Here is a 24,361-nt window from a genome sequence, read left to right on the forward strand (position 1 = left end):
TAAAATAAAATGCCTCTTCCATTCCATACATTTCATTAGCGAGCTGCTAAAACTTGCAATGCATCACGGATAAGCTGCTCACAACTTTTAGAATTATCATTCACCTTATTGACTGCTTTTAACGCTTCTTGAGGCCTATACCCCAATGCTTCTAAAGCACACACTGCCTCATCTTGACCACTCATTATAGGAAGCGATTTATTTAGAGAAGCCGAAGCGGACATAGAAAATTGTTTCATACTATCACGCATTTCAACGACTAAACGTTCCGCCGTTTTTTTACCTATGCCTGGCAACTTCATTAAAATGGAAGCGTTTTCCTGTTGAATGCATTGAATAAATTCATTCGGTGTTATACTCGAAAGAATTGACATGGCCAGTTTTGGACCAATACCATTCACTTTAATTAAAGCTCTAAATAGCTCTCTCTCTTGTCTCTCTAAAAAACCATACAAAAGTAAAGCATCTTCACGAACTACTGTGTGTATGTGTAACCCTACTGAACCATTTAAACTATCCAACTGAAAAAAGGTATTTAATGAGGTTTCGACATCATATCCTACACCATGGACATTAAGAACCAATTTTCCTGGTTGATGTTTATCAATAATTTGTCCATCCAACCAACCAATCATCTCTTTCTTCTCCTTAATCCCCGCCTGCCAATTACTGATGACAAATTATGACGCATATGACTATGGCAAATTGCAATTGCCAATGCATCTGCAGCATCTTTCTGTGGCGCCTTATTCAGGGCGAGCAAATGCACGACCATGTGACTTACTTGCGCTTTTTCAGCTGCTCCATAACCAACAACCATTTGCTTAATTTCTCGTGCTGAATACTCGCTTACTTTAACACGATGAGATGCAGCAGCAACCATAGCCACCCCGCGTGCATGCCCTAATTTTAGAGCTGAGTTTGGGTTTTCATGCATAAATATTTGTTCAATCGCCACTTCATCTGGTGAGTAATGATCCATTAATTGACAAATACCATCATATATTTGCAATAATTTTTGACTCAGCTCACCATCTGGAGTAGTACGTATACAGCCACTATCAACGTACTCGATTTTACGGTCTGATTCTTTTATCAGACCGTATCCAGTAATCCTTGAGCCAGGATCTATCCCTAAAATAATGGCCATTAATTCATTGATTCTAGAAGTTTTTCTGAGAACTCAGCATTACTATATACTTCTTGAACATCATCTAAGTCTTCCAACATATCGATTAATTTCAAGAGAGTTTCCGCCGATTCATCATCAATAGAAACTAAAGTTTGTGCACGCATGGTTAAATGAGATTGCTCAATATCTAAGCCTGCTTCTGTAAGCGCATTTAATACACTATGATAGGCTTCAACTGGGGTAATCACTTCAATCTGACTATCATCAACAGAAACGTCATCGGCACCAGCATCTATAGCAATTTCCATCACCTGTTCTTCAGACTGTCCAGGCGCCATAAGAATCTCTCCTTGATTGTTGAAGAGATAAGATACTGAACCATCAGTCCCCAAATTGCCACCGCACTTAGTGAATGCATGACGCACTTCGGATACAGTTCGGTTTTTATTATCCGATAAGCAATCGACAAGAACTGCAACTCCTCCGGGTCCATAACCTTCGTAACGCATGGCCATCATTGTTTCGCCTTCGAGTCCACCTACACCGCGCTTGATGGCATTATCAATTGTATCCCGCTTCATATTTGCAGCAAGCGCTTTTTTAACTGCATCCCTTAATCTTGGATTAGAAGACTCTTCTCCTCCTCCCATACGAGCCGCTACGGTAATTTCACGAATTAACTTAGTGAATATTTTTCCACGTTTTGCGTCTTGAACTCCTTTCCGGAATTTAATATTTGCCCACTTACTATGACCTGCCATAACACTACCTCAAACCATATTTAATTTTGTATAAATTATACATGCTCTTTTGTTAAAAAGAATAACTTAACTTACATTTGGACTCGACATTTTTAACTTTTTTAGACTATAGTAGCCACCATCTTTACGTTTTTAAAGTTATTGTAAATAAATGTGGCCTGAAAGAAGCGTGGTATACTCCAGGTTAACACTACAGTACATATTCCCCGGGTTTCGCTGCGCTCTACCCAGGCTACTCAATGAACCATAAACACTAAAGGAGATAACAGTGTATTTGCAGGGATTTGGTAATCATCATCAAACTGAAGCAGTTCCAGGCGCTTTACCAAGTAGCCAAAATTCACCACAACACTGTAGCTTAGGTCTTTATGCCGAACAATTAAGTGGAACGGCTTTTACTCGTCCAAGACAGAATAACCTACATAGCTGGCTTTATCGCATTTTACCTTCTGTTGCTCAAGGTACTTATCAAGCCTATGAAATTGAACTGTTTAAACCTCATCATGCGGAACAATCTCCAAATCCCTTACGTTGGTCTCCCATAGAACTATTTAAAGAAGAAAATTTTGATTTTGTTGAAGGAATGTTTCATCTTGCTGGAAGCCAACATGTGAATGCATATGTTTATCATTGCACTCGCTCCATGCACAATAAATACTTTGCCAATAATGATGGCGAAATGCTTTTTGTTCCTTACTTAGGAGAAGCAAACTTACACACTGAGTTTGGAAAATTAAATATATGTCCCGGTATGATCGCTGTTATTCCTCGGGGTGTTAAATTCAAAATGGAACTTATTGGTCCCGAAACAAAAGGATATCTATGTGAAAATAGTGGTAGCCCTCTTACTCTACCTCCGCTAGGTGTCATCGGTGCAAATGGTTTAGCTAATCCACGACATTTTCAATATCCAATTGCAGCGTTTGAACAAGGTGTTACGCAAGCAACTGTTATATGTAAGTACCAAAATAAATTATGGACAGCGAAATGCGATCACTCCCCTCTTAATGTAGTAGCCTGGCACGGTACTTATGCCCCCTATTGTTATGATTTAAGCTTGTTTAATACAATTAATACAGTCAGCTTTGATCATCCTGATCCTTCTATTTTTACCGTGTTAACTTCCGAAAGTGATACCCCCGGTGTAGCAAATTTAGACTTTGTCATTTTTCCTCCTCGGTGGATGGTAGCCGAACATACATTTAGACCGCCCTATTACCACCGAAATTATATGAATGAGCTCATGGGACTTGTGCGAGGTGAATACGATGCTAAAAAAGAAGGGTTCTCGCCCGGCGGCGTAAGTATTCATAATTGCATGACACCCCATGGACCGGACCAAGTAAGTTTCGAACAAGCGGTAGCACAAAAATTAGAGCCTGAACTGTATTTGAATACCTTAGCTTTTATGTTTGAAACCCGGGATGCATGGATGGTTACTGAGCAGGCCATGCGTATACCTCAGATGCAAAAAGATTATGCTGATTGCTGGAAAGGACTTAAGGTAAATTTTAAATGCCCATAAACATGGCATAGGTGCAACTTGGCTGCACCAGAATAAGTTCAGGAAGCTCATTGAACGAAGTGAAAAGGGATCTCCGTCTTTGCGGAGATACCCCCAATTACAGTTAAATTGCTCTCATAAAGTTTCAACCAAAAACTTTAAGTCCTTTATTTAAAGCACAATCAAGCTGATAAGTTGCGAGCTGTTTAAAATTCGTAGCATCCATCACTGTATTTTTTATAGAAATGTTTCCATCTGAGCTTATATTATATTTAACGAGTTCAAAGATAGGAATACCGCGAGCAACAGGATTATCCAAAGTAAAATGCTTTATTGAGGCAGTAATTCGTTTATCATCTATAATAAGGAAAGCATCAGGTTGTACCGATGCGGTAATAGAATTCAAAGACGGTTTTTGTGAACTACATTCTTGAATATTCATTACTAAAGTAACTTTTTTTCCTTGAGAGATTGCATCAGAAATGTCCATAAATGTTGTTAATTGTTCTGCACGAACCACTGAAGATAAAACAACTAAGACCAATAAAATCATTTTCTTCATTACAACTGCTCCTTATCTTTTTTTATTAATATAAAAAATGTAAACGTTCTCGCCCAATCCACTAAACAGTTACTAAAAAAATAGCCTGGTTAAAACGAAGTAGTTCCTTCATTTTAACCAGGCTAAAATAAATGGATTAAGATTTTTGCAGTTAAAATTTAAAACAAATCTTCCTGCGTTAATCCCATTTTTTCCAATAAACCACGTAATGTTTTTAATGCTTCAACTTGGATTTGACGAACGCGCTCTCGTGTCAAATCAATTTCTTTACCTACATCTTCAAGCGTTGCTTTTTCAAAACCTCTTAAACCGAATCTTCTTGCAATAACCTGTTGTTGATTTTCAGTCAGCTTATCCAATAAAGATTCTATATGTAAACGCAAATTTTCATTGGTGAGCAACTCTGCAGGATTCACGCTGTTTTCATCAGCGATAGTATCCAATAAAGATTTATTTTCATCAAAACCAATGGGTGTATCAACAGAGGTTACTTTATCATTTAAACCCAACAACTTTTGAACATCTTCCAATGGTTTATCAACCATTTCTGCAATTTCTTCAGGTGAGGGCTCATGATCCAGTTTTTGTGTGAGTTGTCTTGCGGCCCTAAGATACACATTCAACTCTTTAACCACGTGTATCGGTAAACGAATTGTCCGCGTTTGATTCATAATAGCACGTTCAATCGTTTGTCTAATCCACCATGTCGCATAAGTTGAAAATCGAAAACCTCGTTTAGGATCAAACTTCTCGACTGATTTCATTAGGCCTAAATTTCCCTCTTCAATTAAATCAAGAAGAGGTAAACCGCGATTAAGATAACGACGTGAAATTTTAACTACAAGACGTAAATTGGATTCGATCATCTTTTTGCGAGCAGCAACATCTCCTTTTAAAGCAAGAGTTGCATAATGCACTTCTTCTTCAGCGCTGAGCAAAGGAGAAAATCCAATTTCACTTAAATAAAGCTGTGTCGCATCCATCATTTTTTGTGCATTTTTGCCACGAAATGAAGGGAATGCAATATCATCCGAAAAATCAGGAAACTCGGTAACTTCTTCTTCATCTTTTTCAAGAAGCGAATCAATGTCCTCCTCTATTAAGAGCGATTCATCGTCTGGTTCAGACCATTCTTCATCCTTAAGTTCCGGTTCTTTTATTGACTCATCGTCTTCGTGCATTGTTTTTCACCTATAGTGTTTCGTTATGTTGAGAAATTTATTCCATAACTTCATTATACTTCATAAAAACATTATTGTTGCTATAACTATAAGTTATCTGTCAACCTTTTTGTAGATAATTCAAAGGATTGACTGGTACACCCGACCTTCTGATTTCAAAATGAACACCTGTATACTTGCGATCGATAACACCCGCTATTGCGATAATTTGTCCTGCTTTCACATGCTGTCCTTCAGAAACCATAATGCGTGTGTTATTACCGTACGCAGTTAAATATCCCTGATTATGTTTAACAATAATCAAATTACCATAACCAGCTAAACCACTTCCAGCATAAGCGACTACACCACTTGCCGCAGCAATTACTCGCTCACCTTTTTTACATGCAATATTTATGCCTTTCTTACCTTGTTGAGGAACAAATGATGTAACAACACGTCCACTCACAGGCCACATCCATCCAGAAGCAGAGCGTGCATACCTATTCGCAGGCGAATAAATTACAGCAGGTCGTGCCTGTCTTTGGGGTGCAACATAATAATTTCTCTTTGTTATCGGTCGACGCGCTGTTTGTCTATGTCTCGAAGTAATGCCTCGCAAATTGATAACCTGCCCTACTCTCAAAGAATAAGGAGGATTAATACGATTCAAGCGAGCTAGAGTTATATAATCAGTATCATAGCGAAATGCAATAGAAAACAGGGTGTCTCCACGTTTTACGACATACGCTTTTTGATGGCGCCAATAAGGATTCCATCTAGATTCCATAACGGGAGCTAAATTATTCCCGCAACCTACTAAAGTCATTATGAGGAAAAGACATAAAAATCTTTTGCAAAATGTGACTATCATTTATTACCCCAAGCAAATTATTTTATTGAATGTGGATCTCATCGAGCCAGTTGGCTAATTGATCGAACATTTTGTAATTCGTCATATCCAAATGAAGTGGTGTAATTGAAACATACCCTTCGCTTATAGCATAAAAATCGGTTCCAGGTCCGGCATCAGCCTCTGCCCCAGGCAAGCCAATCCAATATATTGGCCGTCCTCTAGGGTCCTTATCTTTTACTACAGGCTCAGCACCATGTCTCGTTCCCAAACGGGTTACTTGCATCCCTTTTATTTTGTCCAAAGGTAAATTAGGAACATTAACATTTAAAATAGTTTGGGAAGGCAGGCGATGTTGACTTAACTGCATCACCAACTGTTTAGCAATCGTTGCTGCCGTATCATAATGCTGAATATTCTCCCCTACCATAGAAATCGCAAGGGCAGGCAAGCCTAAATAACGACCTTCCATTGCAGCAGCTACAGTACCTGAATAAAGAATATCATCTCCTAAATTAGCACCATCATTAATTCCAGAAACAACCATATCAAATTCAGTATCTAAAAAACCAGTTACCGCTAAGTGCACACAGTCCGTTGGTGTACCTTCAACACTATAATAGCCATTATCCAATTTTTTGACTTTTATTGGTCGAGACAAAGTCAAAGAATTGCTTGCTCCACTTCTGTTTCTGTCGGGGGCAACGACATCGATTTCAACAAAAGTTGACAGCTCGCTCGCTAGTCTATTAATTCCAGGTGCAAAAACCCCGTCATCATTACTTATTAATACTCTCATTTTTTAACTCATAGGTGATTCAAACCATCTAACCACTGCTAAATGATCGGCTAACTCACGTTTGTTTTGAGTTAAATTGGCTTGTAAATTTTCATTATTATTCTCAGTTTTCAATTGTGCTTGCTGTTTAACAATCGTCTCTTGTAACGCCATAATTTTTTTTCCGAAACCTTGGGGACTAAGTTGTAATTGATAGGCCAGTTTATTCATACGATTGGCAAGAACTTCCATTTGTTCACAAGTCATACCCTGTGGTTGTCGTTCAGGACAAGCTTTCATCGCTTGTTGCAATTCATTAGGATGTGATTTGTAATAATGTTCATTTTTCGCTGAGCAAGATGTTAATCCAAAAATGAGCCATAGTGCTATCAAACATTTATTCATACGCAACCTATTATAAACTACAAAAAACCGATATTATCATTACACAACTGCTAACGCCATCTTATGAGATAACCATGCTTGATTTTAAATTGCTACGTGATCCACAAACAGGAGAACAATATATTGAAACCTCTCTTTGTGGAAAACCCCTTCTTACCACTCCTCAGTTGAACAAAGGGACGGCGTTCACAAACGAAGAAAGAAAAGAGTTTGGCCTATTAGGCAAGCTACCACATCGGGTTGAAACATTGGATGAACAAGTCAAACGAGCGTATTTACAATATTCCAGTTATACCACGCGATTACAGCAAAACATTTATTTAAATAATTTGCACGATAAGAATCAGATCTTATTCTATAAATTAATCAATCGCCATTTAGGTGAAATGCTTCCAACAATTTATACCCCCATAGTAGGAACTGCAGTAAAACGATTCAGTCATGAGTACCGACAACCTCGCGGCTTATATATTTCTCATTCAGATAAGAATCAAATAGAAGAAATATTAAAAAATCGTTCTAATCCAGAAATTGATGTGATTGTCGTTACGGATGGAGAAGGTGTTTTAGGTATTGGTGATCAAGGGATCGGCGGAATGGATATTCCCGTTGCCAAACTAATGGTCTACTGTTTGTGTGGGGGCATCGAGCCAACTCGTACCTTACCGATATTTCTTGATGTGGGCACAAACAATCAAGATCTCCTCAATGACCCTATGTATCTTGGTTGTCGTCATCCTCGCATCAGTCCAGCAGCATATGATGAGTTTATCTCCACTTTTGTTCATGAGATTCATAAACAATTTCCCAATGCATTTTTACACTGGGAAGATTTTGGTCGAGGGAATGCACGACGCATCTTGGAAAAATTCCAAGATCAATTGTGTACCTTTAATGATGACATTCAAGGTACAGGTGCCGTGACATTAGCTGCTTTATTAGCTGCCTGTGATGTAACCGGCTCAAAACTGCATGAACAACGTATTGTTGTTTTTGGTGCTGGATCAGCAGGAACCGGTATTAGCGATCAAATTATTGATGCGATGGTACGTGAAGGGATTAGTCCTGATGAAGCATATCAACGATTTTGGCTAATTGATCGGCAAGGTCTGTTGCTCACCACCGATCCCGATCTTACTGAAGCACAAAAGTGTTATGCACGGGATCCTAGAGAGATAAATAAATGGGCCATCAATGAAAAACAACATCCCTCACTGACTGATACTGTACGACATGTGAAGCCCACAGTACTTATTGGTTGTTCTGCGCAACCAGGTGCGTTCTCGCAAGACATCGTTGAAACCATGTCAGTCAATTGTGAACGCCCTATTATTTTTCCCTTATCAAATCCAGATGAAAAATGCGAAGCCAAACCTTCAGATATATTAACGTGGAGTCAAGGCAGAGCCCTAATTGCTACAGGTACAGCCTTTCCTGAGGTTGAATACCATAATCGAATGGTACAAATTGCACAATGCAATAATGCATTGGTATTTCCTGGCATAGGGTTGGGAGTTCTCGCGGTAAACGCAACAAAATTAACAAAAGAAATGATTCTAGCCGCAGCACATGCTTTATGTAAGTTTGCACCTAGTAAAAAAGAAAGTTATTTGCCTTTATTACCCTCTTTGGATGATGCACAAACCGTTGCTAAAGAAATTGCGGTTGCAGTAGCACGTTGCGCTATCGATTCAGGGCTCGCCCAAAAAAATAATGATGCTGATTTAGAAAAATTAATAGAAGATATGTTTTGGGAACCAAGATATTTACCGTTTAAGTATAAAAAAGCATGATCATTAGTAGCCTGGGTGCAGTGCAGCGCAACCCAGGCTAAATCCGAATTAATTCCCATCAGGCTTTACAAAATTTACTTGAACGCTTTTCAACGTAGCCGTATCAGGCTCCCAAGAACGCGCATATTTAAGTACAATTACAGTACTATCGGGATAACTTTTCCCCTTCTGTCGCGCAAAGGTGAAATGCATTTGCCCGCCAGCGCCAATTAGATTGGTTTTCGGTCTTTCATAACTGCTACTACGGAGTGTTAATAAATTTTTATCGAAACGTACAATTGACCATTGAAATCCTGTGGTTGGATTTGCTGGTAACGTGACTACAAAACTTGGAGCATTCACATTCACGTTCATGGATGAATTATTATTTGCATGGATCATCGTTGATAAGCTAATAAGTAACAAACTCAGTACGGTTTTCATTAACCTACTCCTTTTTTATATCCTACAATCAGTTTAGCCTATTTCATCAGGATCAGTTCCCTTTTGTTTTAATTCTGCCCATAAAACTGTCAAAATACAATTCACTCAAATGTTCAAAATTTAAAATTCTCTGATAAAAGTTAACTATTTGACTCTATTGATTAAATTGGATACTCTGCGCAAAGCTCAATCACCGAGAGGATTTTATGTTATATTTAATTGGCTGGGATGAAATTAGTGAAATACTGGATTTAAAAAATGAAGCAGGAGATGAAAATTACTTTTCAGGAATCATTGAGCGAACGGTAAACACCTATCGAGAACGTCCCGGTTTTTTTAATCGATACCGAGATGGTCAGGAGTTTGCTGGCGAACTACTAGCGCCTGTTTGGTACCCTTTAATATCTACGCTTGGTACCGCGTTTATGGCATTTACTGCAGTTGTAGCTGCGTGTTACTTCGTTGGATTTATGTTGTTCGGTCTTTTATCAATTTTAATGATGGATGAGGGCTACCGTAATACAGCTTTAGAGGGTGTCCACAATAGTCTTGCACTAACGGGTTTAACGCTTCTTGGCACTGCAGCAGGCCTGTTGGTGACTCTTGTCAGCATCCCCCATAGTATTTTTTCACTTTTTTCTCGTTCAGTCGCCACAGCAGTTGCAGCAACAACTGAGGGGTGTGATGATGATCTTCAATTTGTAATGTAACCAGGAATTTAAGTAGCCTGGGTGAAGCGTAGCGAAACCCAGGAATGCAGTATAATCGATCTCGCGCTCTACAACGTGCCCCCAGAATCCAAAGTATATTAATTTTCAATATAAATCTTGATATTAGCGCCTAGAAAAGCGATTATTTTATCTTTTTATAATCACAGTAGGAGCGCGTGTGGAACACGAAACCATGGAATTTGATGTAATCATCGTCGGTGCAGGACCGGCGGGGTTATCTGCCGCGATTAAATTGAAGCAGCTGGCTTTGGCTGCAAAAAAAGAATTATCTGTCTGTATATTAGAAAAAGGAGCTCAAGTTGGGGCTCATATTCTTTCCGGAGCAGTTCTAGAACCACGAAGCCTTAAAGAATTACTTCCTGATACCTGGCAAGATGCGCCTCTTGATACTGCAGTAACCGAAGATCTGTTTTATTTTCTAACTCAAAAAAGTTTCTATAAACTTCCTACCCCTAAACCCATGCATAATGAAGGCAATTATATTATTAGCCTCGGCGAACTTTGCATGTTTCTTGCCCAACAAGCAGAGTCTCTGGGTTGCGAAATTTATCCTGGTTTTGCTGCAGTCCATGCACTTTATAATGATCAAAATCAAGTGATGGGGGTTGCAACTGGAAATGTAGGCCTCGATAAAAATAAAGAGAAAACGAATAACTATCAACCAGGAATGCATTTACTTGCCAAGCAGACTTTGCTTGCTGAAGGATGCCGTGGACAACTTAGCCAAAGCCTAATGACACGTTACCACCTTAGGGATAAAGCAAATCCGCAGACCTATGGCTTGGGAATAAAGGAAATATGGCAGATCAAAGCAGAACACCATAAACCCGGCCAAGTGATTCATACCGTGGGATGGCCAATGGATTTTTCAACCTACGGTGGTTCATTTATTTATCACTTATCAAAACAACGTGTTGCTCTCGGCTTTGTCGTTGGTTTGGATTATAAAAATCCCTGGCTAAATCCTTTTGCAGAGCTTCAACGCTTCAAAACACATCCCTTAGTTCAACCTATTTTAACTGGAGGAGAACGAATCAGTTATGGTGCACGAGCGCTTAATGAAGGTGGGTGGCAATCTTTACCCAAACTTACCTTTCCAGGAGGGGCATTAATTGGTGATGCTGCGGGATTCCTTAATGTCCCTAAAATCAAAGGAATACATACAGCAATGCAATCAGGAATGCTTGCAGCAGAAGCATGCTTTGAAGTTCTACAACAAGAAACCGAAGAACGATTTGAATTAACAAGTTATTCAGAAAAGGTCAAAAATTCCTGGCTAGAAAAAGAACTCTATTCCGTACGCAATATAAGACCAGGATTTAAATACGGGTTAATTCCAGGTTTGATCAACGCGGCTTTTGAAACATACATTACGCGTGGGCATTCCCCATGGACACTGACGAATCATGCAGATCATACTGCTTTACTTCCAGCAAATGAAGCAAAGAAAATAGATTATCCTAAACCTGACGGTGTGCTTACTTTTGATAGGCTGTCCTCTGTTTTCTTATCTAATACCTATCATGAAGAAAATCAACCTTGCCATCTCGTACTGAAAAAACCTCAATTAGCTATAGATATTAATTTAAAAACTTACGCATTTCCGGAGGGTCGATATTGTCCTGCAGGGGTATATGAAATTATCGAAGAAGAACAGGGGCCAAAATTGCAAATTAATGCTCAAAACTGCATTCATTGTAAAACTTGTGATATCAAAGATCCTCGACAAAATATTGTTTGGCATGCCCCAGAAGGTGGTGGTGGGCCAAACTACTCCGGAATGTAACCACTGAGGCAGGTTGAGCGTACAACTTCAACCCGCCTTAATTCATTTATTGTACACTTTTTCAAAAAAATGCCATTTTTTTAGTGTTTTTTTCGTCATTCTCAATCATAATCCGCCCCGAAAAATTAATAGTAAAAGCCTCCGGCTGTTTTTTACAGTAAATCATTTAAAGGTGTACCCAATGTCTAAACTAACCAAAATACATAAAAAGATACTTGCCAATTTTAACAATTTTGTAGCCGACACAAATCAATTCCAGTTATTAGCTAAAAATATTGAACTATTCGAAAAAATACCCACGCGCTATTTAGACAGACTTCATAGAAATATAACAACCTTTGATTTTGCAAAAAACAATGATGCTCTACTAATTATTGCATACAGCTACATCCACTATGCTTATGAAAATAAGAGCAACTCCAATCTAAAAGACTCCCTTATTATGTTAGACAAGGCCAATGATTGTTTTCAGAAAATTAGTGATTCCTATACATTACTACCCCCTTTTCAATTAACTCAAATACACACAGAGCACCTACTGAAAGCTAACTTTCAACTACATAAAATAAAATTGCTCAAAGCCGAAATGCGGCTCTTTTTTATTGAAAAAGAAGGAGTACAGGATATACCCAACGCTGATTTAATGAGAAAAGAATTAACAAACATTATTGCCGAATACTCTAAGTTTAAGAGGATTTTAGATGGCAAATATAAGGATAGGATTCATAGATCTCAACTTTCAATAAACCGCCAACTTCTGGAATCCATTGAAACAGGTCTTGCCCAAGCAAATGATTTATTAGAGAAGCTACCACGACAAGCAACAGCAAAACGTCAATTTTCGGAAACTGCTTCAGAAAATAATCCACCAAAACAAAAAAATGTACAAAGAACGCCCAAAAGAAAGAAAACTCAACATGGAGTAGCGAACCAGAATGATTCAAGCTCCATAGCTCCAACCCCAGTAGAACAAATAGATACAAATAGCGAACACTTCCAACCTGAATGGGATGGTTTGGCAGCATTAATTGCCGCAGCATCTTCGGCAGTTCCCATGGAAGCCCCTGAAGGGAAAGGAAAAGAAAAAGAAGAGGAAGAAGAAATAAGACTCCCTAGCGCCCCCCAACCTTCTATTCCTCAGTGCGTTCAAGACAGTAAAACGTTTCTAAACACGTTTCAAGATTGGTCTAAGCTGTATTTCTCTCGGCATGCTGATTATTCAGAACTGGAACAAACTGAAAAATCTCTAGAGAAAATTGCTCATTCCTTGTTGTTGGCCGCTGTTAGATTAAAAAAAGAAAGCAGTACATTTAAAGATCAACAATTCAATCCTGTAGCCAAGGTCGCGGTTCAGTTTCTTTCATTTATGTGTGGTGTAGGAACCCAATCAAATTTGGAAGCGATAGAAAAACAAAGTTTATTATCAAAAACGTATTCTCCACTTTTGAAACCGTTTATTCGTTCATTCCTTAATGTTCCACCTGAAAAATACATTGGCCATCTCAGAATTCAGTTTACTCCTGAAGCGTCTTCTAATATTTCATTTCGTGGTTTAGGAATTCAAGAAATGGTCGAACAATTATTTAAATTGTTTGAAACAGTATTAACTCCAGAAGATTATCAAAAAGTAACAGAATGTTGTCTTAATGGTTTAATACAAGCACAAGAACGATTAGTTGAACAAAATGCGGCTGAATTTCATTCTAGAATAGCGATGTAAACTATTCCTGGAGCGGGTGAGCGAAGTTAAATCTGCATATCAGGAAATTACTTCGTTTCACCCATAATCACACTTAGCATTTTGTATCATGGAGGATACCGACATTGTAGAATTTACAGTTTACGTGAACATTTTTTGTATAAACCACATTGACATGATCAATTGTTTTACATTAAGATATAAAGTTAGGTTAAAAGACCCATAAAAATTAGGTTTAGAGCATCATGAAAATTACATCTTAATCCGCCCATTCATGGGCAAAGTGAACAAAAGTCTTTTTAGATTTTTTATTTTACTGCCTAAAGGCACACTTAAGAGTAAATCATGAACTATAAACCAACTCAATTTCGATGTTTAAGTCTTATCCATTCTCATAAATCCTATTTTGAACCATTTATTTATAACCTACGTTCCAGCAATTTGCTTGGACTAATTAGGCGTAATAAAGCAGACATACCGATACAACGAAACGTTCGTTGTGACCTTTGGCATGCTGAGGGAGTTAACAAAGATGAGTAACGCCTATTTACCCAACCGCTTAGGCTCTTTTATAGGACATTTTTTAAAACCCTATCGTAAGATTGTTATTTTATTTATATTCATTGCAGTATTAGCTGGATTTTGGGGACCATTTAATAGCCTATTAATTAAATCATTCATTAATACGTTAGCATCTGAGAAAGGCGCTGATACATCCTGTCTTAATTGGATAGCGGGATTGTTGGTATTGAACTTTATAGTTTTTGATAATATCACCTGGAGAACTATCGGGTATCTAAATTATAAATTTGAACCAGTTATTAAAAATCAAATTATTAGTCAAACTTTTGATTATGTTTTAGGTTCTTCTTATCAATTTTTTCAAGATAATCTATCAGGGCGTATTACGGATCAAATTACAACTCTTGCAGATAATCTTGAAATTATTCTTCATAGAGTCTCTGTGGATTTCATTCGCGGAGCTTCATTACTGATTGTTTCATTTATTACTGCTTATTATGTCAATGTCCTGTTTTTTTACATTTTATTACTTTGGTTTATTGCCTTTGCTTCTTTTAGCATTTGGATGTCCTCTCGATTAGTGCACTTGTCTGATGAGCATGCAAGCAATGAATCTCAACTTTCTGGTCAACTCGTCGACGCCTTAAGTAATCAATCCAATATCCGCATCTTTTCTCAAAAAGCTTATGAAATGGACCGAATGAGCTCCTTTTTTCGGTTAGTCCAACAAGCCTATCAGAAAAAAGAGCTTTTCATTATGTTGTTGAGCAGTGTACAAGGCGCAATGATTGCAGTGATGATGGGAATGGCAGGATTTACCTTAATCCATTTGTACAGCAAAAAGCTTATTAGCATTGGTGATTTTGCTTTAATTTTAGGACTTTCAATGGAATTGGGTCATATGATGTGGTACACGATGTTCCAAGTGGATCAGTACAACCAAGCTCTTGGGAAATGTAAGCAAAGCTTGAAATCGTTGATGATACCCCATGACATCGAGGATAAAAACGAAGCCTCAGAATTAATTGTTACTCACGGTAAAATTCAGTTCTCAAAGGTTAAATTTAATTATCGAGGGACGTATTCGCTTTTTCAAAATAAGTCAGTGACGATTGAGGCCGGTCAGAAAATTGGATTAGTCGGATATTCTGGTAGTGGCAAATCAACCTTTATGAACCTTATCTTAAGACTCTACGATGTTGTAGATGGCCAAATTCTTATTGATGGTCAAAATATCAGTGAGGTCACCCAAAAAAGTCTTAGACTCGCTATTGCTATGATTCCACAAGACCCAACGCTTTTTCATCGAAGCTTGATGGATAACATACGCTATGGAAAGATTGATGCGACCGATAAGGAAGTTATTGATGCCTCTCAAAAAGCTCATGCACATGAATTCATTGGTCAATTACCAGAAGGCTATGGTGCCTTAGTAGGAGAGCGTGGAATTAAGCTTTCAGGAGGTCAGCGCCAGCGCATTGCAATTGCCCGCGCCATATTAAAAAACGCCCCCATTTTAATGCTTGATGAGGCCACCTCTCAGCTTGACTCTGTTACCGAAACGAATATCCAAGACAGTTTATGGCAATTGATGCAAGGAAAAACAACTCTGGTTATTGCCCATCGCTTATCTACCCTTCTCCACATGGATCGAATTTTAGTATTTGATAAAGGACATATTGTTGAAGATGGTACTCACCGCGAACTGCTCAAGAATGGTGGTTTGTATAAAACCTTATGGGATGCTCAGATCGGTGGATTTTTGCCAGATAAACAGGAGGAAGAGTCTGGTATTTAATGAATCATCAAATGTCCATGAATAACTTATGTATCTTCAGCAGGGAGCAACTGTCTGAGTTGCTCCTAGCTAAAGTAATATCCCAATCAATATAAGAGAATAATCGCTAATTAATGGGGGTTAAGGCCGAAAACTCGAGATTCTAACTTTTCCTGATTTTCATCAAGCTCTAAGGTATTCGCTTCTAACATCTTTTCAGCTAGCCTTTTGGCTAATTTTGGCAAATCCTTTGGAACCTCCTTGAATGTCCTTTTAAATCCTTTCGTATAAGACGAAATTTCATTTTTTATCACTGAAAGTAGTTCACTGTCCTTGCAAATAAAAAAGTCTAACTCAGAAGGAGTACACGCAGGTTTAGAGTTCTTTTGCTTTAAGATCCAACTTATTTGACTTACGAGAAGCCTACAAAATTCATCATGCTCTGGTAATAAGGAGTTGAAGCTAATAAATCCAGGAGGAGTAAACTTACTTTTAATAGCAGAATCAAAAGTAGCCTCCTTGATTCGTAACTCCTCTAGATAATCATATATCTGAACTATTGAGTGTCCTAATTTCTCTAAGGTTTCAACGTATTCTGGCCCATGATAAACGTTTACATAATGCGCCAAAAACGGCAAAACTATTGCTAGTGGCTCATTAAATTTTTCTGTTTGCAAGAAGTCCAAACCAGCTGTTTGTATTTCAGCTCTTAATTCATACTCTTTCTTTTGTATTCTCTTCATTGTCATTAAGTTACTATTTATCTCTTTAGGAAAAAAATGACGTTTGTCTTTATACGAGAGCCCTTTAACGAAGGGGTAATCATCAAATTGTGTGAGTCCCATCACTGCATCGATACGTTCCCTTAAGAAATCACAGAGTTTATCGACTTGTCCAGCGTCATCACTTGTCTCTATTAAATACACCGTTAATGCTTTATCAAGTATTTGGCAAAGCTCTCTTATTCGTTTAACCTGTTCTCCTTGCGCATGTTGAAGCAGTTTTTGAGCTTCTTCAGTGTGAACAGACTTTAAGCTGGCTGCTGTATGCCATGGGGACTTAGTCAGCGATTCAATATAGGTATTGTAATGCTGCGCTAAAACGGTACATGCAAGCGTTCGACGATATAACTCTGGATGTGTTTCTTCAGAAATTAAATTATCCAGGCAAAGCACACCAAACATTGTTCGATGACTTTCAACTCTTTTTAATATTGGCGCTTCTACTTCTTTAGACTCTACAACTTTAGCCGTTTTTTTCTTAATTTTTAAAGTGTCATTACTAAGGGCTAAAGGTATCCCTGCTGGTGCATTATAAGGAGTGGCGGGTGGAGCTGCTCGCGGAGATGCTGGAGGAACTGCAGGAGTAATTGGTAGCGTTGGAAAGGAAGTGGATTTTCCACTTCGAAAAAATTTTAATGCCTGGGTAATTGAGCCTTTACCCGAGGGCGTTTCTGAATGCCCATTCTTCTCATGGCTTGATTTGTCAGTAATAGGAGGATCACCTACCTTTATTTCTCCCTGAGAATCAGGAACATTAATCTCTCGAGGCGATGTAGGTCCTGAATTGCTTTTAGGGAGCTTTGACGGTTCGAATTTGCGCGGAGAAGACGGTAGCGATTTGTTTTTTTTCATAATACTCTTCCTTAAATTATAAAAACAGGGAAATTCTAGTTTAGAATACCCCATAAGATCAAATAAAAATCAAAATGTGATATTTATTGAATAAAAGAATTAAAAAAGGCAAATATTGTCTTTTAGGACAAACTGTAAGTTTTTAAACTTAATGTATGAAGTAACTTATTGCATTTAAGCGCTCACTTTACTCCAATGGCACCAGGTTAAGCTTATTCTCCTAGAGCCTATGTTCCGCGAATTGTTCGCAAGACGTAGACATAGAGTAAATATAAAAATTCTCAACTTAGTGCCATTACACTTGACTCAGATATTTTTAGGGTGATAAACGTTGGAAATTCCATTTATTAGTCTTTAAAGCATATTCCCAAACATCGGACAGTTCATCTTGTCGGTAGGCATAGAATATCATGCGTTCCGGTTGGATACGGAAGCCGCAATATTCAGGACTGAGAGGTATTGGTTTATTCAAAAATGACTCCTCTATCTTCTGACGCTTTTGTTCGAGAATATCTTTACTCTCAATTAATTGCATTGAAGTAGGAGCATAACTTAAAAAGCGAATTTGTGCCCATTGTGGATAGCTGTCCCAATAATGTTTATTCTCACCCTGATTTAGAAGTAGAGTTTTACCTTCAATAATCACTTCTCGTTGTAACAGCTCCAACCAGAAAACAAGACTTACCTGAGGATTGTTTTTTAGTTCATTTACTTTGCGAGTACTTTTTTGCGTAAAAAATAAAATTCCGTCATCTGAAATTTCACGAATAGCAACGACTCGACTATGTGGTACACCATCTAATGAAATAGATGATAAAACTGCGTGACATGGGTTAGGAGCACCAGCCTCCCGTTCACTCGCTAGCCAAAAATTCAACTCAATAAGAGGATTTGATTGCATTACACTTCCTTGGGCTTAAAAACTTAGTCGAAAAACTATCTCGGACTATAGTTCTCAGTCTTCGACTCTTCATGGCCTGCAGTTTTCGAATGTTCTATCTCTTCTGTCCAATAAGTTTGTTTATGACCTCGAGCCTCTAATTCACTTTCCATCTGCTTGGCCTTTTCAAAAGGAATGTTTTCTGCAACAAAAAAAGTATTGCCATGAGTGTCCATACGTTTAACATTGGCCATTTTGAAAAGATTAGCCCCCTCTTTAATTTTAGGGATTGAACTAAAAAAACGGATCATAACAATTCCTCACTATATTGACGAGATTTTATGGCTCATACTTCGTTAGCGTTCACAGCAATCAGGGCAGCAAGAGGCTAAATACTTAAGTTATCCAAGAATGTAAGCCTACGAGCAGCATGTTATCTTATTATTTGCGACATCCGAGGGTATCTGATGACGACTCCTTGAAAAGTCTATTTAAATAATCTGAATATAGATTTTCATGCTTAGGTGATGACTTTATCGCATTTTCTAAAAGTGCCTTCACCTCGCTTGCTAAAATGTTATCTTGGAATCGAATATCCCCATGCTCATTTGTTGCAACAGGAACAATATTGAGCTTACCCTGAGATAAATCACCTTTTGGCCAACAAACTTCTACACCTGAAAACTGATGATGTACGACCTTAGGGAGATGTTTTGTATAAAAAATCAAACTAGGCTTATTTAAATCACCACGCTCCAATAGATCTAAAACACGTGAGAAATCACCTTCTACTCCATTTTGTAAATCAGGAAAGTAACCTAATACTTCCGCACTCCCCGTGTCATTTTTGAGATCGATACACGTATCTTTAAGGATTTCTTTGAACATATTACTTCGCACAGTATGTAAAAAAGGACCAAACAATTCGCCGTGTTCTGGATGGTTTACCGAAACCTTTTGTGCAAGCTCCACCAAGGTTGGTTCAGACTCAGTATGATTAAAGCGTTGGAAAAATCCTAGCCACTGTGAGGACGCATTGGTGTTCTTTGATAACATATTGGTAGGATGAGAAGCAACGATTTTCCTGAAGGCTTTATACATAAACAATCCTTAGTAAAATTTTTAACCTCTCTGATATTAACATGAGCGAATAACAATAGTCTATTTTTGGATTAATTGGTATGCTTCAAAAAAGGAACATCTATTGATGTCAAATAAAAAACAGCTTGTCATGCAATTTCATCAAGACAATGCTCATAAATTATCATTGTTTTCAATGGCAAAGTATTAATGGCTTTTTGCAAATCAGCTTTCAACGCGTTGATTAAGAATAAATCTCTAATTTGAACATTTCCGTATTCATTTGTGAGCGCAATAACAATGTTGAGTTTATTATTCTGCAATTCTTCCTGTGGCCAAAAAACCTCTACACCAGAAAACTGATGATGGAAAATCTGCGGTAATTGGGAAGTATAAAAAATGAGTTGAGGCGCACTAAAGTCCGCTCGCTCCAGAAGATCCAAAACAACGGATACATCTCCATTATCCATTTCTAAAAGATTGGGATAATATCCTAAAATTACCGAGCTTTCTTTATCCTCCAATTCAATACTGTTATTTTGTAGAATTCTTATATAAGAATTCTCCGCAGAATACAGAAATGGACCATAAAGCTTACCATCATTTGGATGAACAACCATCGGCGTTAGAGCGTGTTTAAATAGCTCTCTCGTGATGTCTTGTTTATATTTAGGATGGATAAAAAAACTGTCCTTTTTTGACATATCCCATTCCTTAATTAAATGCGATTATTTGTAGTATAGGCTATATTGATGGCGTGTATATATTTCAATCAATCAGATTGCAGATTAATCTAAATATAGGAATAGGTAGTTTAATATAATGTATCATGCGTATAGCATGTTTTAGATGTAAAAATTCATTACAGCCATTATCCAAATTCAATTCCAATATTCTCAAGACCTCTCTTGCCATCTCATAAGGGGGATGCACCGATATCAAACATATTGCACCTACATAATCTATACTGATCATAGGAAAACCAATCAAGGCAGTTAAGATGAGTTTCTCAAAAATACAGAATCTACAGAATATATTAAAAAATTCTAAGACTGTAGCTACTAAAATGACCGGCGAATACTCCGCTGAGCTCATGAATCAATCAGGCCAGAACTTAAATCAATTATCTTGGGTAATACGCCATCCTACTAATGCATTGCACATAGAGGTCAATAAAGAGGATAAGCTCGTAGTGCCAGAGCAAATTGATCTACAAAAAGTGCTACCGATATTAGTACATTGCAGTTCCGAAGATACCCAAAAACATTTAAAAAAAGAATTAAAAGGCGCGACACTTGCTAATTACTTTCGCTCTAAAGGAGCTGTTGATTCTCCCGGTATGTTGATAGATAAAGTAGTTCAGGAATCTTTAAAAAGACCAGATATTAATGTGGGTTCATTTACGCATTCAACCACTGAGAAAGGATTGCGAGCGATTGTGCTAGACGGCCATTTAAGAGAGCCGGATTACATGCAAGGAGGAATGGCAAGCCAGCCAGGCATTTGCATGAGTACGGATATTCGTTCCCGTAGCATTTCAAAAGCCATTGAAAGCAAACTACATCAACCTATGCTTTTTTACAGTGCTGATAATAGTAAAGTTTCCATTGGAAGAAGCGCATATGCGCTTAGCGATGGAACTACCGTCAAAGCAAATAATGTTTTACCCATTCAAATTAGTGCCACTTATATACCAACAGAAGGATTCGAGATCATTGATTCTAAAAATTTTGCCGAAAACCAAGTGGGAGGTCTTATTTTAAACCCACTTGCAGATAGAGCCTGTCTCTTTCAATTCATTTCGATCATGACGACATTAACAGGAGATAGACTGTATGATAGTGACAATAATGTTTATAACCTGGAGGATATTACCAGGCTCCCTTTGAAAACTGTAGCTGATATTGCAGAGCGTACTCTAATGGACCATGCACAAATGTTCGACAGTGAAAATAACTCAATAATGGTTACTATTTTAAGGAGAGCTTTTCATGAATATAAAGAGGAAGCTGAGTTAAAAACAAAAGCGCTCGAGACGTGTATTCTAAAATGTAATACCGACCCACAACTGGAAAAAGGGTTTAGGGCTGTTCCAGGTTTAGTAGAAGTTGCACTAGCCACTGTAAAACTAAATCAAACTGGCCCTGAGTCTATAAAAGAGAACCCAATAACCCCTTGATAAAAAATCGGTAAGCGTTATTGAGCCACTGCTTCCTTGGTTTTCGATCTGTAGGTTAATTCTAACTATTTTTCATCAAAGAAAAATATCCATGCTTTTCTTTTGACCTAAAAAGCGCTTAATCAATTGTATCTGAAACTCAGTTGGAAACATGCCATCAATTATGAAATCGGCGTTTTTTTTCAACTGTTCATCAAAAAATAAAGGCCTCGCTTTATCTAAATAAAACTCCAACTCAGCCATAAGCTCCATTTTCTCTTTTTTTTCTTCTTTAAAGTCTCGTAGCACTCTTCTGCATAAGGAAACATCTAACGGAACTTCAATATGAATACATACATCAATATATTGCCCTGTCTGTTGATGTAATCGCCCCAAAGGAGCGTCAAAAATAATGAACTCCCTAGGTTTTAGCCTATCCTGGGTTATCGGATGTACCATTGAATGCCCTGCCTTAAGTCCTTGCAATACAGTAGCAAGTTCCCTGTAATTCCACTCTTGGTAATCTTGTCCACCTTGATACCACTCTACATAATCTTGAGGGGCAATGGAAATTTCATCAAACTCATCCCAATTAATTTGTAGCGCACGTAAGCTTTTCGCAAGCATCGTAGAAAGCGTTGATTTTCCAGCACCTGATACACCACTAATGCCAAGTACCGTTGCCATAAAATACCTCATCTCATTACTATTAAAAAAAAAATGTTTATTATATTCTACGCTCTAGTTTGATTTGACATATAGGGACGTAAAAATTTAACTACTCTATAGGAGGGTAAATATGGTTAATTCGTTCCATTTACAAGGTGTAGAAGCCCTTAATAACGCTAAATACATTCAAGCTAAAAATTTATTTCTTAAAGCAATAAAACTAAATCCTGAAGCTGCCGAAACCTACTTTTTTTTAGGAAAAACCTGCTTTTTAGCCGATGAAATACAGGAGGCTATTTCTTATTTGCAACAGTTTATTAAGTTAACTCAGGAGACAAAAGAACAAGAAAATCAATCGAATGCCTTTGATCTGTTAGGACAATGTTATGCCGCCGACAATAAGGATGAGATAGCCATCACGTGTTACTTAAATGCTATAGAGTGTGATCCTTCTTGCGTGTCCGTACGACACAATCTAGGTTTGCTTTATATGAAGCTCGCTCAAGGATATCTGAATATCAATTTACAAAATTGTCTTACTTTATTGCGGCATGCTCAAATTGCACTCAAGTCAGCACTGGAACTATGTAATGACAATCCCATGTTTTTGCATTCTATTGCCAGCTGGTATGAACAATATATTGAACTACTGAAGAAATTATCTGAAGACAACAGCCTTGAAGAAATGATAAGCAAACAGTTTAATCACGCTATTCACTATTACCTTGAGGCTATAGCTCACTGTCATCAAAATGACAAATTACTTCACAATGGAATTATAGAAAATCTTACGGAATGTTATGCACAATTCGGACATCATCTATACAATACCCAAGCATATACAGAAGCACAGAAACTCTATACCTCAGCTCTTGAACTGGATGAAAATCACTTTACAGCGCTCAATCAACTAGGTATGTGTCTATTCAAACAAGGTGTATATATCGAAGCACGAACTAAGTTTGCAGCATTTTTTGAGCGAACTCAAGACGCGCAGGATAAAGCAGATGCCTTGCTTAATATAGCCTGTTGTTATCGATTAGAAAAAAATTGGGAAAAGGCAGAGCAATCGCTCGATGGAGCAAGAAAATTAGCGCCTCAAGATCCTGAAATCGATAAGGAAAACGAGAATCTAAAACAAGCAAAATCTCAAGCGCTGCTTGTAGTGGCAGAGCAAGCTTTTTTTGATCCTAAATTGAATAACAATTCTGCTTTATCATCCAAAAATACGGATAATTTACAGTACAATTAATCAGACAATTCTAACTTAGGTGCCTCTTTTCCTGGGTTTCGCTGCGCAGCCCCCAGGTTACAATAACGGAAGATGTGATCCCGAACGCAGAGAGGGATCTCCAGAAGATTAGTATAAGTAAAAAATCAGGAGATCCTTCGTCGTAACTCCTCAGGATGACGCGGTCGTGCATGCCTCTACATTTATCCGTTCTTTTGGGCAAGCCATACAGTCGCGTCGCCACAATCTGGATCGCTAATCTTATGCACCAATATCCGTAAATTGTTCGTATGTAAAATCGTTTCATACTCTTTAGTATCCAGTGAAGCATGAAATAAATCATGGCCCCCATTGTCACCCCAAACTTCCCCTGCTTCAGGTCCTGAAGTAAAAAGTAATAGGCCTTTTGGTTTAACTAAGCCAGAAAATAAATTTAACGCATTTCGTTGATCGGCTTGTGGTAAATGAAAAAAACTATGCCATGCAATGACAACATCAAACGGCTCAGTAAACTTCATCGTCCTCATATCCTCCAAGATCCATTGAGCCGTGGGAAAGTTATGTTTACAACGCTCTATCATTTTTTTGCTGGCATCAACACCAGTTAAGTCGTAACCGGATTCAATCAAAAATTTCGCAATAGGTTCTCCTGTGCCACAACCAATATCCAGCACACGTCCACCATGAGGAAAATATTTTTTTACTTGTTGCAAATAAAACTGCTCCATAAGGAGCTCTTTATTACGATGCGCATCATACCAATCAATTATTTCATCATAAGCTTCATAAACTTTATTTTTATTTGATTTTTTTATCATTGCAT

General features: G+C 37.9%; 25 protein-coding genes. 9 read left to right on the plus strand and 16 right to left on the minus strand.

All coding sequences use genetic code 11. From position 1 onward, the window contains the following. Positions 1 to 35: 35 nt before the first annotated feature. Genes ruvA through ACWTEW_RS18360 form a run of 3 tightly spaced genes read right to left on the minus strand, consistent with a single transcriptional unit; the run spans position 36 to position 1,893 of the window. A complete protein-coding gene (ruvA, locus tag ACWTEW_RS18350; protein ID WP_454783096.1) occupies positions 36 to 635 on the minus strand; it encodes a Holliday junction branch migration protein RuvA in 600 nt (199 codons plus the stop codon). Beyond that, positions 632 to 1,150 carry a crossover junction endodeoxyribonuclease RuvC gene (gene ruvC / locus ACWTEW_RS18355; protein WP_454783097.1) on the minus strand — a complete coding sequence of 173 codons (519 nt, stop codon included), beginning with the start codon at positions 1,148 to 1,150 and terminating at the stop codon, positions 632 to 634. The genes ruvA and ruvC overlap by 4 nt, the downstream gene beginning before the upstream one ends. After that, a complete protein-coding gene (locus ACWTEW_RS18360; RefSeq protein WP_454783098.1) occupies positions 1,150 to 1,893 on the minus strand; it encodes a YebC/PmpR family DNA-binding transcriptional regulator in 744 nt (247 codons plus the stop codon). Before ACWTEW_RS18360 ends, ruvC begins: the two co-directional genes overlap by 1 nt. 268 nt (positions 1,894 to 2,161) lie before the next feature. On the opposite strand from ACWTEW_RS18360, the gene hmgA reads away from it, so the two are divergent. Then, on the plus strand, positions 2,162 to 3,418 hold the full coding sequence (hmgA, locus tag ACWTEW_RS18365; protein WP_454783099.1) for a homogentisate 1,2-dioxygenase: 1,257 nt from the start codon (positions 2,162 to 2,164) through the stop codon (positions 3,416 to 3,418). Between the two features lie 124 nt (positions 3,419 to 3,542). Here the strand turns inward: hmgA and ACWTEW_RS18370 are convergent, their stop codons facing one another. The 5 genes from ACWTEW_RS18370 to ACWTEW_RS18390 form a co-directional block, all read right to left on the minus strand. Further along, positions 3,543 to 3,959, minus strand: a complete 417-nt coding sequence (locus ACWTEW_RS18370) for a VirK family protein (RefSeq protein ID WP_454783100.1) — start codon at positions 3,957 to 3,959, stop codon at positions 3,543 to 3,545. Between the two features lie 158 nt (positions 3,960 to 4,117). Beyond that, a complete protein-coding gene (gene rpoS, locus ACWTEW_RS18375) occupies positions 4,118 to 5,140 on the minus strand; it encodes an RNA polymerase sigma factor RpoS (RefSeq protein WP_454783101.1) in 1,023 nt (340 codons plus the stop codon). A gap of 100 nt (positions 5,141 to 5,240) precedes the next feature. Further along, the gene (locus ACWTEW_RS18380; protein ID WP_454783102.1) at positions 5,241 to 5,993 is read right to left on the minus strand and encodes a peptidoglycan DD-metalloendopeptidase family protein; all 753 of its coding nucleotides are present in this window, start codon (positions 5,991 to 5,993) and stop codon (positions 5,241 to 5,243) included. Positions 5,994 to 6,015: 22 nt separating this feature from the next. Then, on the minus strand, positions 6,016 to 6,771 hold the full coding sequence (gene surE, locus ACWTEW_RS18385; RefSeq protein WP_454783103.1) for a 5'/3'-nucleotidase SurE: 756 nt from the start codon (positions 6,769 to 6,771) through the stop codon (positions 6,016 to 6,018). A 3-nt stretch (positions 6,772 to 6,774) separates the two neighbouring features. Further along, a complete protein-coding gene (locus tag ACWTEW_RS18390) occupies positions 6,775 to 7,155 on the minus strand; it encodes a hypothetical protein (RefSeq protein WP_454783104.1) in 381 nt (126 codons plus the stop codon). A gap of 74 nt (positions 7,156 to 7,229) precedes the next feature. Between ACWTEW_RS18390 and ACWTEW_RS18395 the strand changes: the two genes are divergently transcribed. Next, the gene (locus tag ACWTEW_RS18395) at positions 7,230 to 8,948 is read left to right on the plus strand and encodes an NAD-dependent malic enzyme (protein WP_454783105.1); all 1,719 of its coding nucleotides are present in this window, start codon (positions 7,230 to 7,232) and stop codon (positions 8,946 to 8,948) included. A gap of 48 nt (positions 8,949 to 8,996) precedes the next feature. On the opposite strand, the gene ACWTEW_RS18400 is transcribed toward ACWTEW_RS18395, so the two are convergent. Continuing rightward, entirely contained in the window at positions 8,997 to 9,371 is a 375-nt protein-coding gene (locus tag ACWTEW_RS18400; RefSeq protein WP_454783106.1) for a protease inhibitor I42 family protein, read from the minus strand. 206 nt (positions 9,372 to 9,577) lie between these two features. Between ACWTEW_RS18400 and ACWTEW_RS18405 the strand changes: the two genes are divergently transcribed. From ACWTEW_RS18405 to ACWTEW_RS18425, 5 genes are all read left to right on the plus strand, one after another. Continuing rightward, on the plus strand, positions 9,578 to 10,081 hold the full coding sequence (locus ACWTEW_RS18405) for a hypothetical protein (protein WP_454783107.1): 504 nt from the start codon (positions 9,578 to 9,580) through the stop codon (positions 10,079 to 10,081). A gap of 178 nt (positions 10,082 to 10,259) precedes the next feature. Then, positions 10,260 to 11,888: an electron transfer flavoprotein-ubiquinone oxidoreductase gene (locus ACWTEW_RS18410; RefSeq protein ID WP_454783108.1), complete on the plus strand. Its 1,629-nt coding sequence runs from the start codon at positions 10,260 to 10,262 to the stop codon at positions 11,886 to 11,888. A gap of 181 nt (positions 11,889 to 12,069) precedes the next feature. Continuing rightward, the gene (locus tag ACWTEW_RS18415) at positions 12,070 to 13,608 is read left to right on the plus strand and encodes a hypothetical protein (protein WP_454783109.1); all 1,539 of its coding nucleotides are present in this window, start codon (positions 12,070 to 12,072) and stop codon (positions 13,606 to 13,608) included. Between the two features lie 324 nt (positions 13,609 to 13,932). Continuing rightward, positions 13,933 to 14,127: a hypothetical protein gene (locus tag ACWTEW_RS18420; protein ID WP_454783110.1), complete on the plus strand. Its 195-nt coding sequence runs from the start codon at positions 13,933 to 13,935 to the stop codon at positions 14,125 to 14,127. Beyond that, positions 14,120 to 15,907 (plus strand): ABC transporter ATP-binding protein, encoded by a 1,788-nt coding sequence (locus ACWTEW_RS18425; protein ID WP_454783111.1) that lies wholly within the window; start codon positions 14,120 to 14,122, stop codon positions 15,905 to 15,907. Before ACWTEW_RS18420 ends, ACWTEW_RS18425 begins: the two co-directional genes overlap by 8 nt. A 110-nt stretch (positions 15,908 to 16,017) precedes the next feature. On the opposite strand, the gene ACWTEW_RS18430 is transcribed toward ACWTEW_RS18425, so the two are convergent. The 5 genes from ACWTEW_RS18430 to ACWTEW_RS18450 form a co-directional block, all read right to left on the minus strand. Beyond that, positions 16,018 to 17,520 carry a hypothetical protein gene (locus ACWTEW_RS18430; RefSeq protein WP_454783112.1) on the minus strand — a complete coding sequence of 501 codons (1,503 nt, stop codon included), beginning with the start codon at positions 17,518 to 17,520 and terminating at the stop codon, positions 16,018 to 16,020. 316 nt (positions 17,521 to 17,836) lie between these two features. After that, positions 17,837 to 18,421: a pyridoxine/pyridoxamine 5'-phosphate oxidase gene (locus ACWTEW_RS18435; protein WP_454783113.1), complete on the minus strand. Its 585-nt coding sequence runs from the start codon at positions 18,419 to 18,421 to the stop codon at positions 17,837 to 17,839. A gap of 35 nt (positions 18,422 to 18,456) precedes the next feature. Further along, complete coding sequence (locus tag ACWTEW_RS18440) at positions 18,457 to 18,711, minus strand: hypothetical protein (RefSeq protein WP_454783114.1); 255 nt, start codon at positions 18,709 to 18,711, stop codon at positions 18,457 to 18,459. A 130-nt stretch (positions 18,712 to 18,841) separates the two neighbouring features. Next, the gene (locus ACWTEW_RS18445; protein WP_454783115.1) at positions 18,842 to 19,501 is read right to left on the minus strand and encodes a hypothetical protein; all 660 of its coding nucleotides are present in this window, start codon (positions 19,499 to 19,501) and stop codon (positions 18,842 to 18,844) included. A 128-nt stretch (positions 19,502 to 19,629) separates the two neighbouring features. Beyond that, entirely contained in the window at positions 19,630 to 20,184 is a 555-nt protein-coding gene (locus ACWTEW_RS18450; protein ID WP_454783116.1) for a hypothetical protein, read from the minus strand. Between the two features lie 296 nt (positions 20,185 to 20,480). On the opposite strand from ACWTEW_RS18450, the gene ACWTEW_RS18455 reads away from it, so the two are divergent. Then, on the plus strand, positions 20,481 to 21,659 hold the full coding sequence (locus tag ACWTEW_RS18455) for a hypothetical protein (RefSeq protein WP_454783117.1): 1,179 nt from the start codon (positions 20,481 to 20,483) through the stop codon (positions 21,657 to 21,659). Positions 21,660 to 21,734: 75 nt separating this feature from the next. Here ACWTEW_RS18455 and ACWTEW_RS18460 read toward each other — a convergent pair whose 3' ends face one another. Continuing rightward, entirely contained in the window at positions 21,735 to 22,325 is a 591-nt protein-coding gene (locus tag ACWTEW_RS18460) for a nucleoside/nucleotide kinase family protein (RefSeq protein ID WP_454783118.1), read from the minus strand. Positions 22,326 to 22,437: 112 nt separating this feature from the next. Here ACWTEW_RS18460 and ACWTEW_RS18465 point away from each other — a divergent pair, with 112 nt between their 5' ends. After that, positions 22,438 to 23,559, plus strand: coding sequence for a tetratricopeptide repeat protein (locus tag ACWTEW_RS18465; protein ID WP_454783119.1), 1,122 nt, complete (start codon positions 22,438 to 22,440; stop codon positions 23,557 to 23,559). A gap of 182 nt (positions 23,560 to 23,741) precedes the next feature. Here the strand turns inward: ACWTEW_RS18465 and ACWTEW_RS18470 are convergent, their stop codons facing one another. Then, positions 23,742 to 24,356 (minus strand): class I SAM-dependent methyltransferase, encoded by a 615-nt coding sequence (locus tag ACWTEW_RS18470; RefSeq protein WP_454783120.1) that lies wholly within the window; start codon positions 24,354 to 24,356, stop codon positions 23,742 to 23,744. Positions 24,357 to 24,361 lie beyond the last annotated feature (5 nt).

It is taken from the genome of Legionella stuttgartensis (assembly GCF_977063405.2).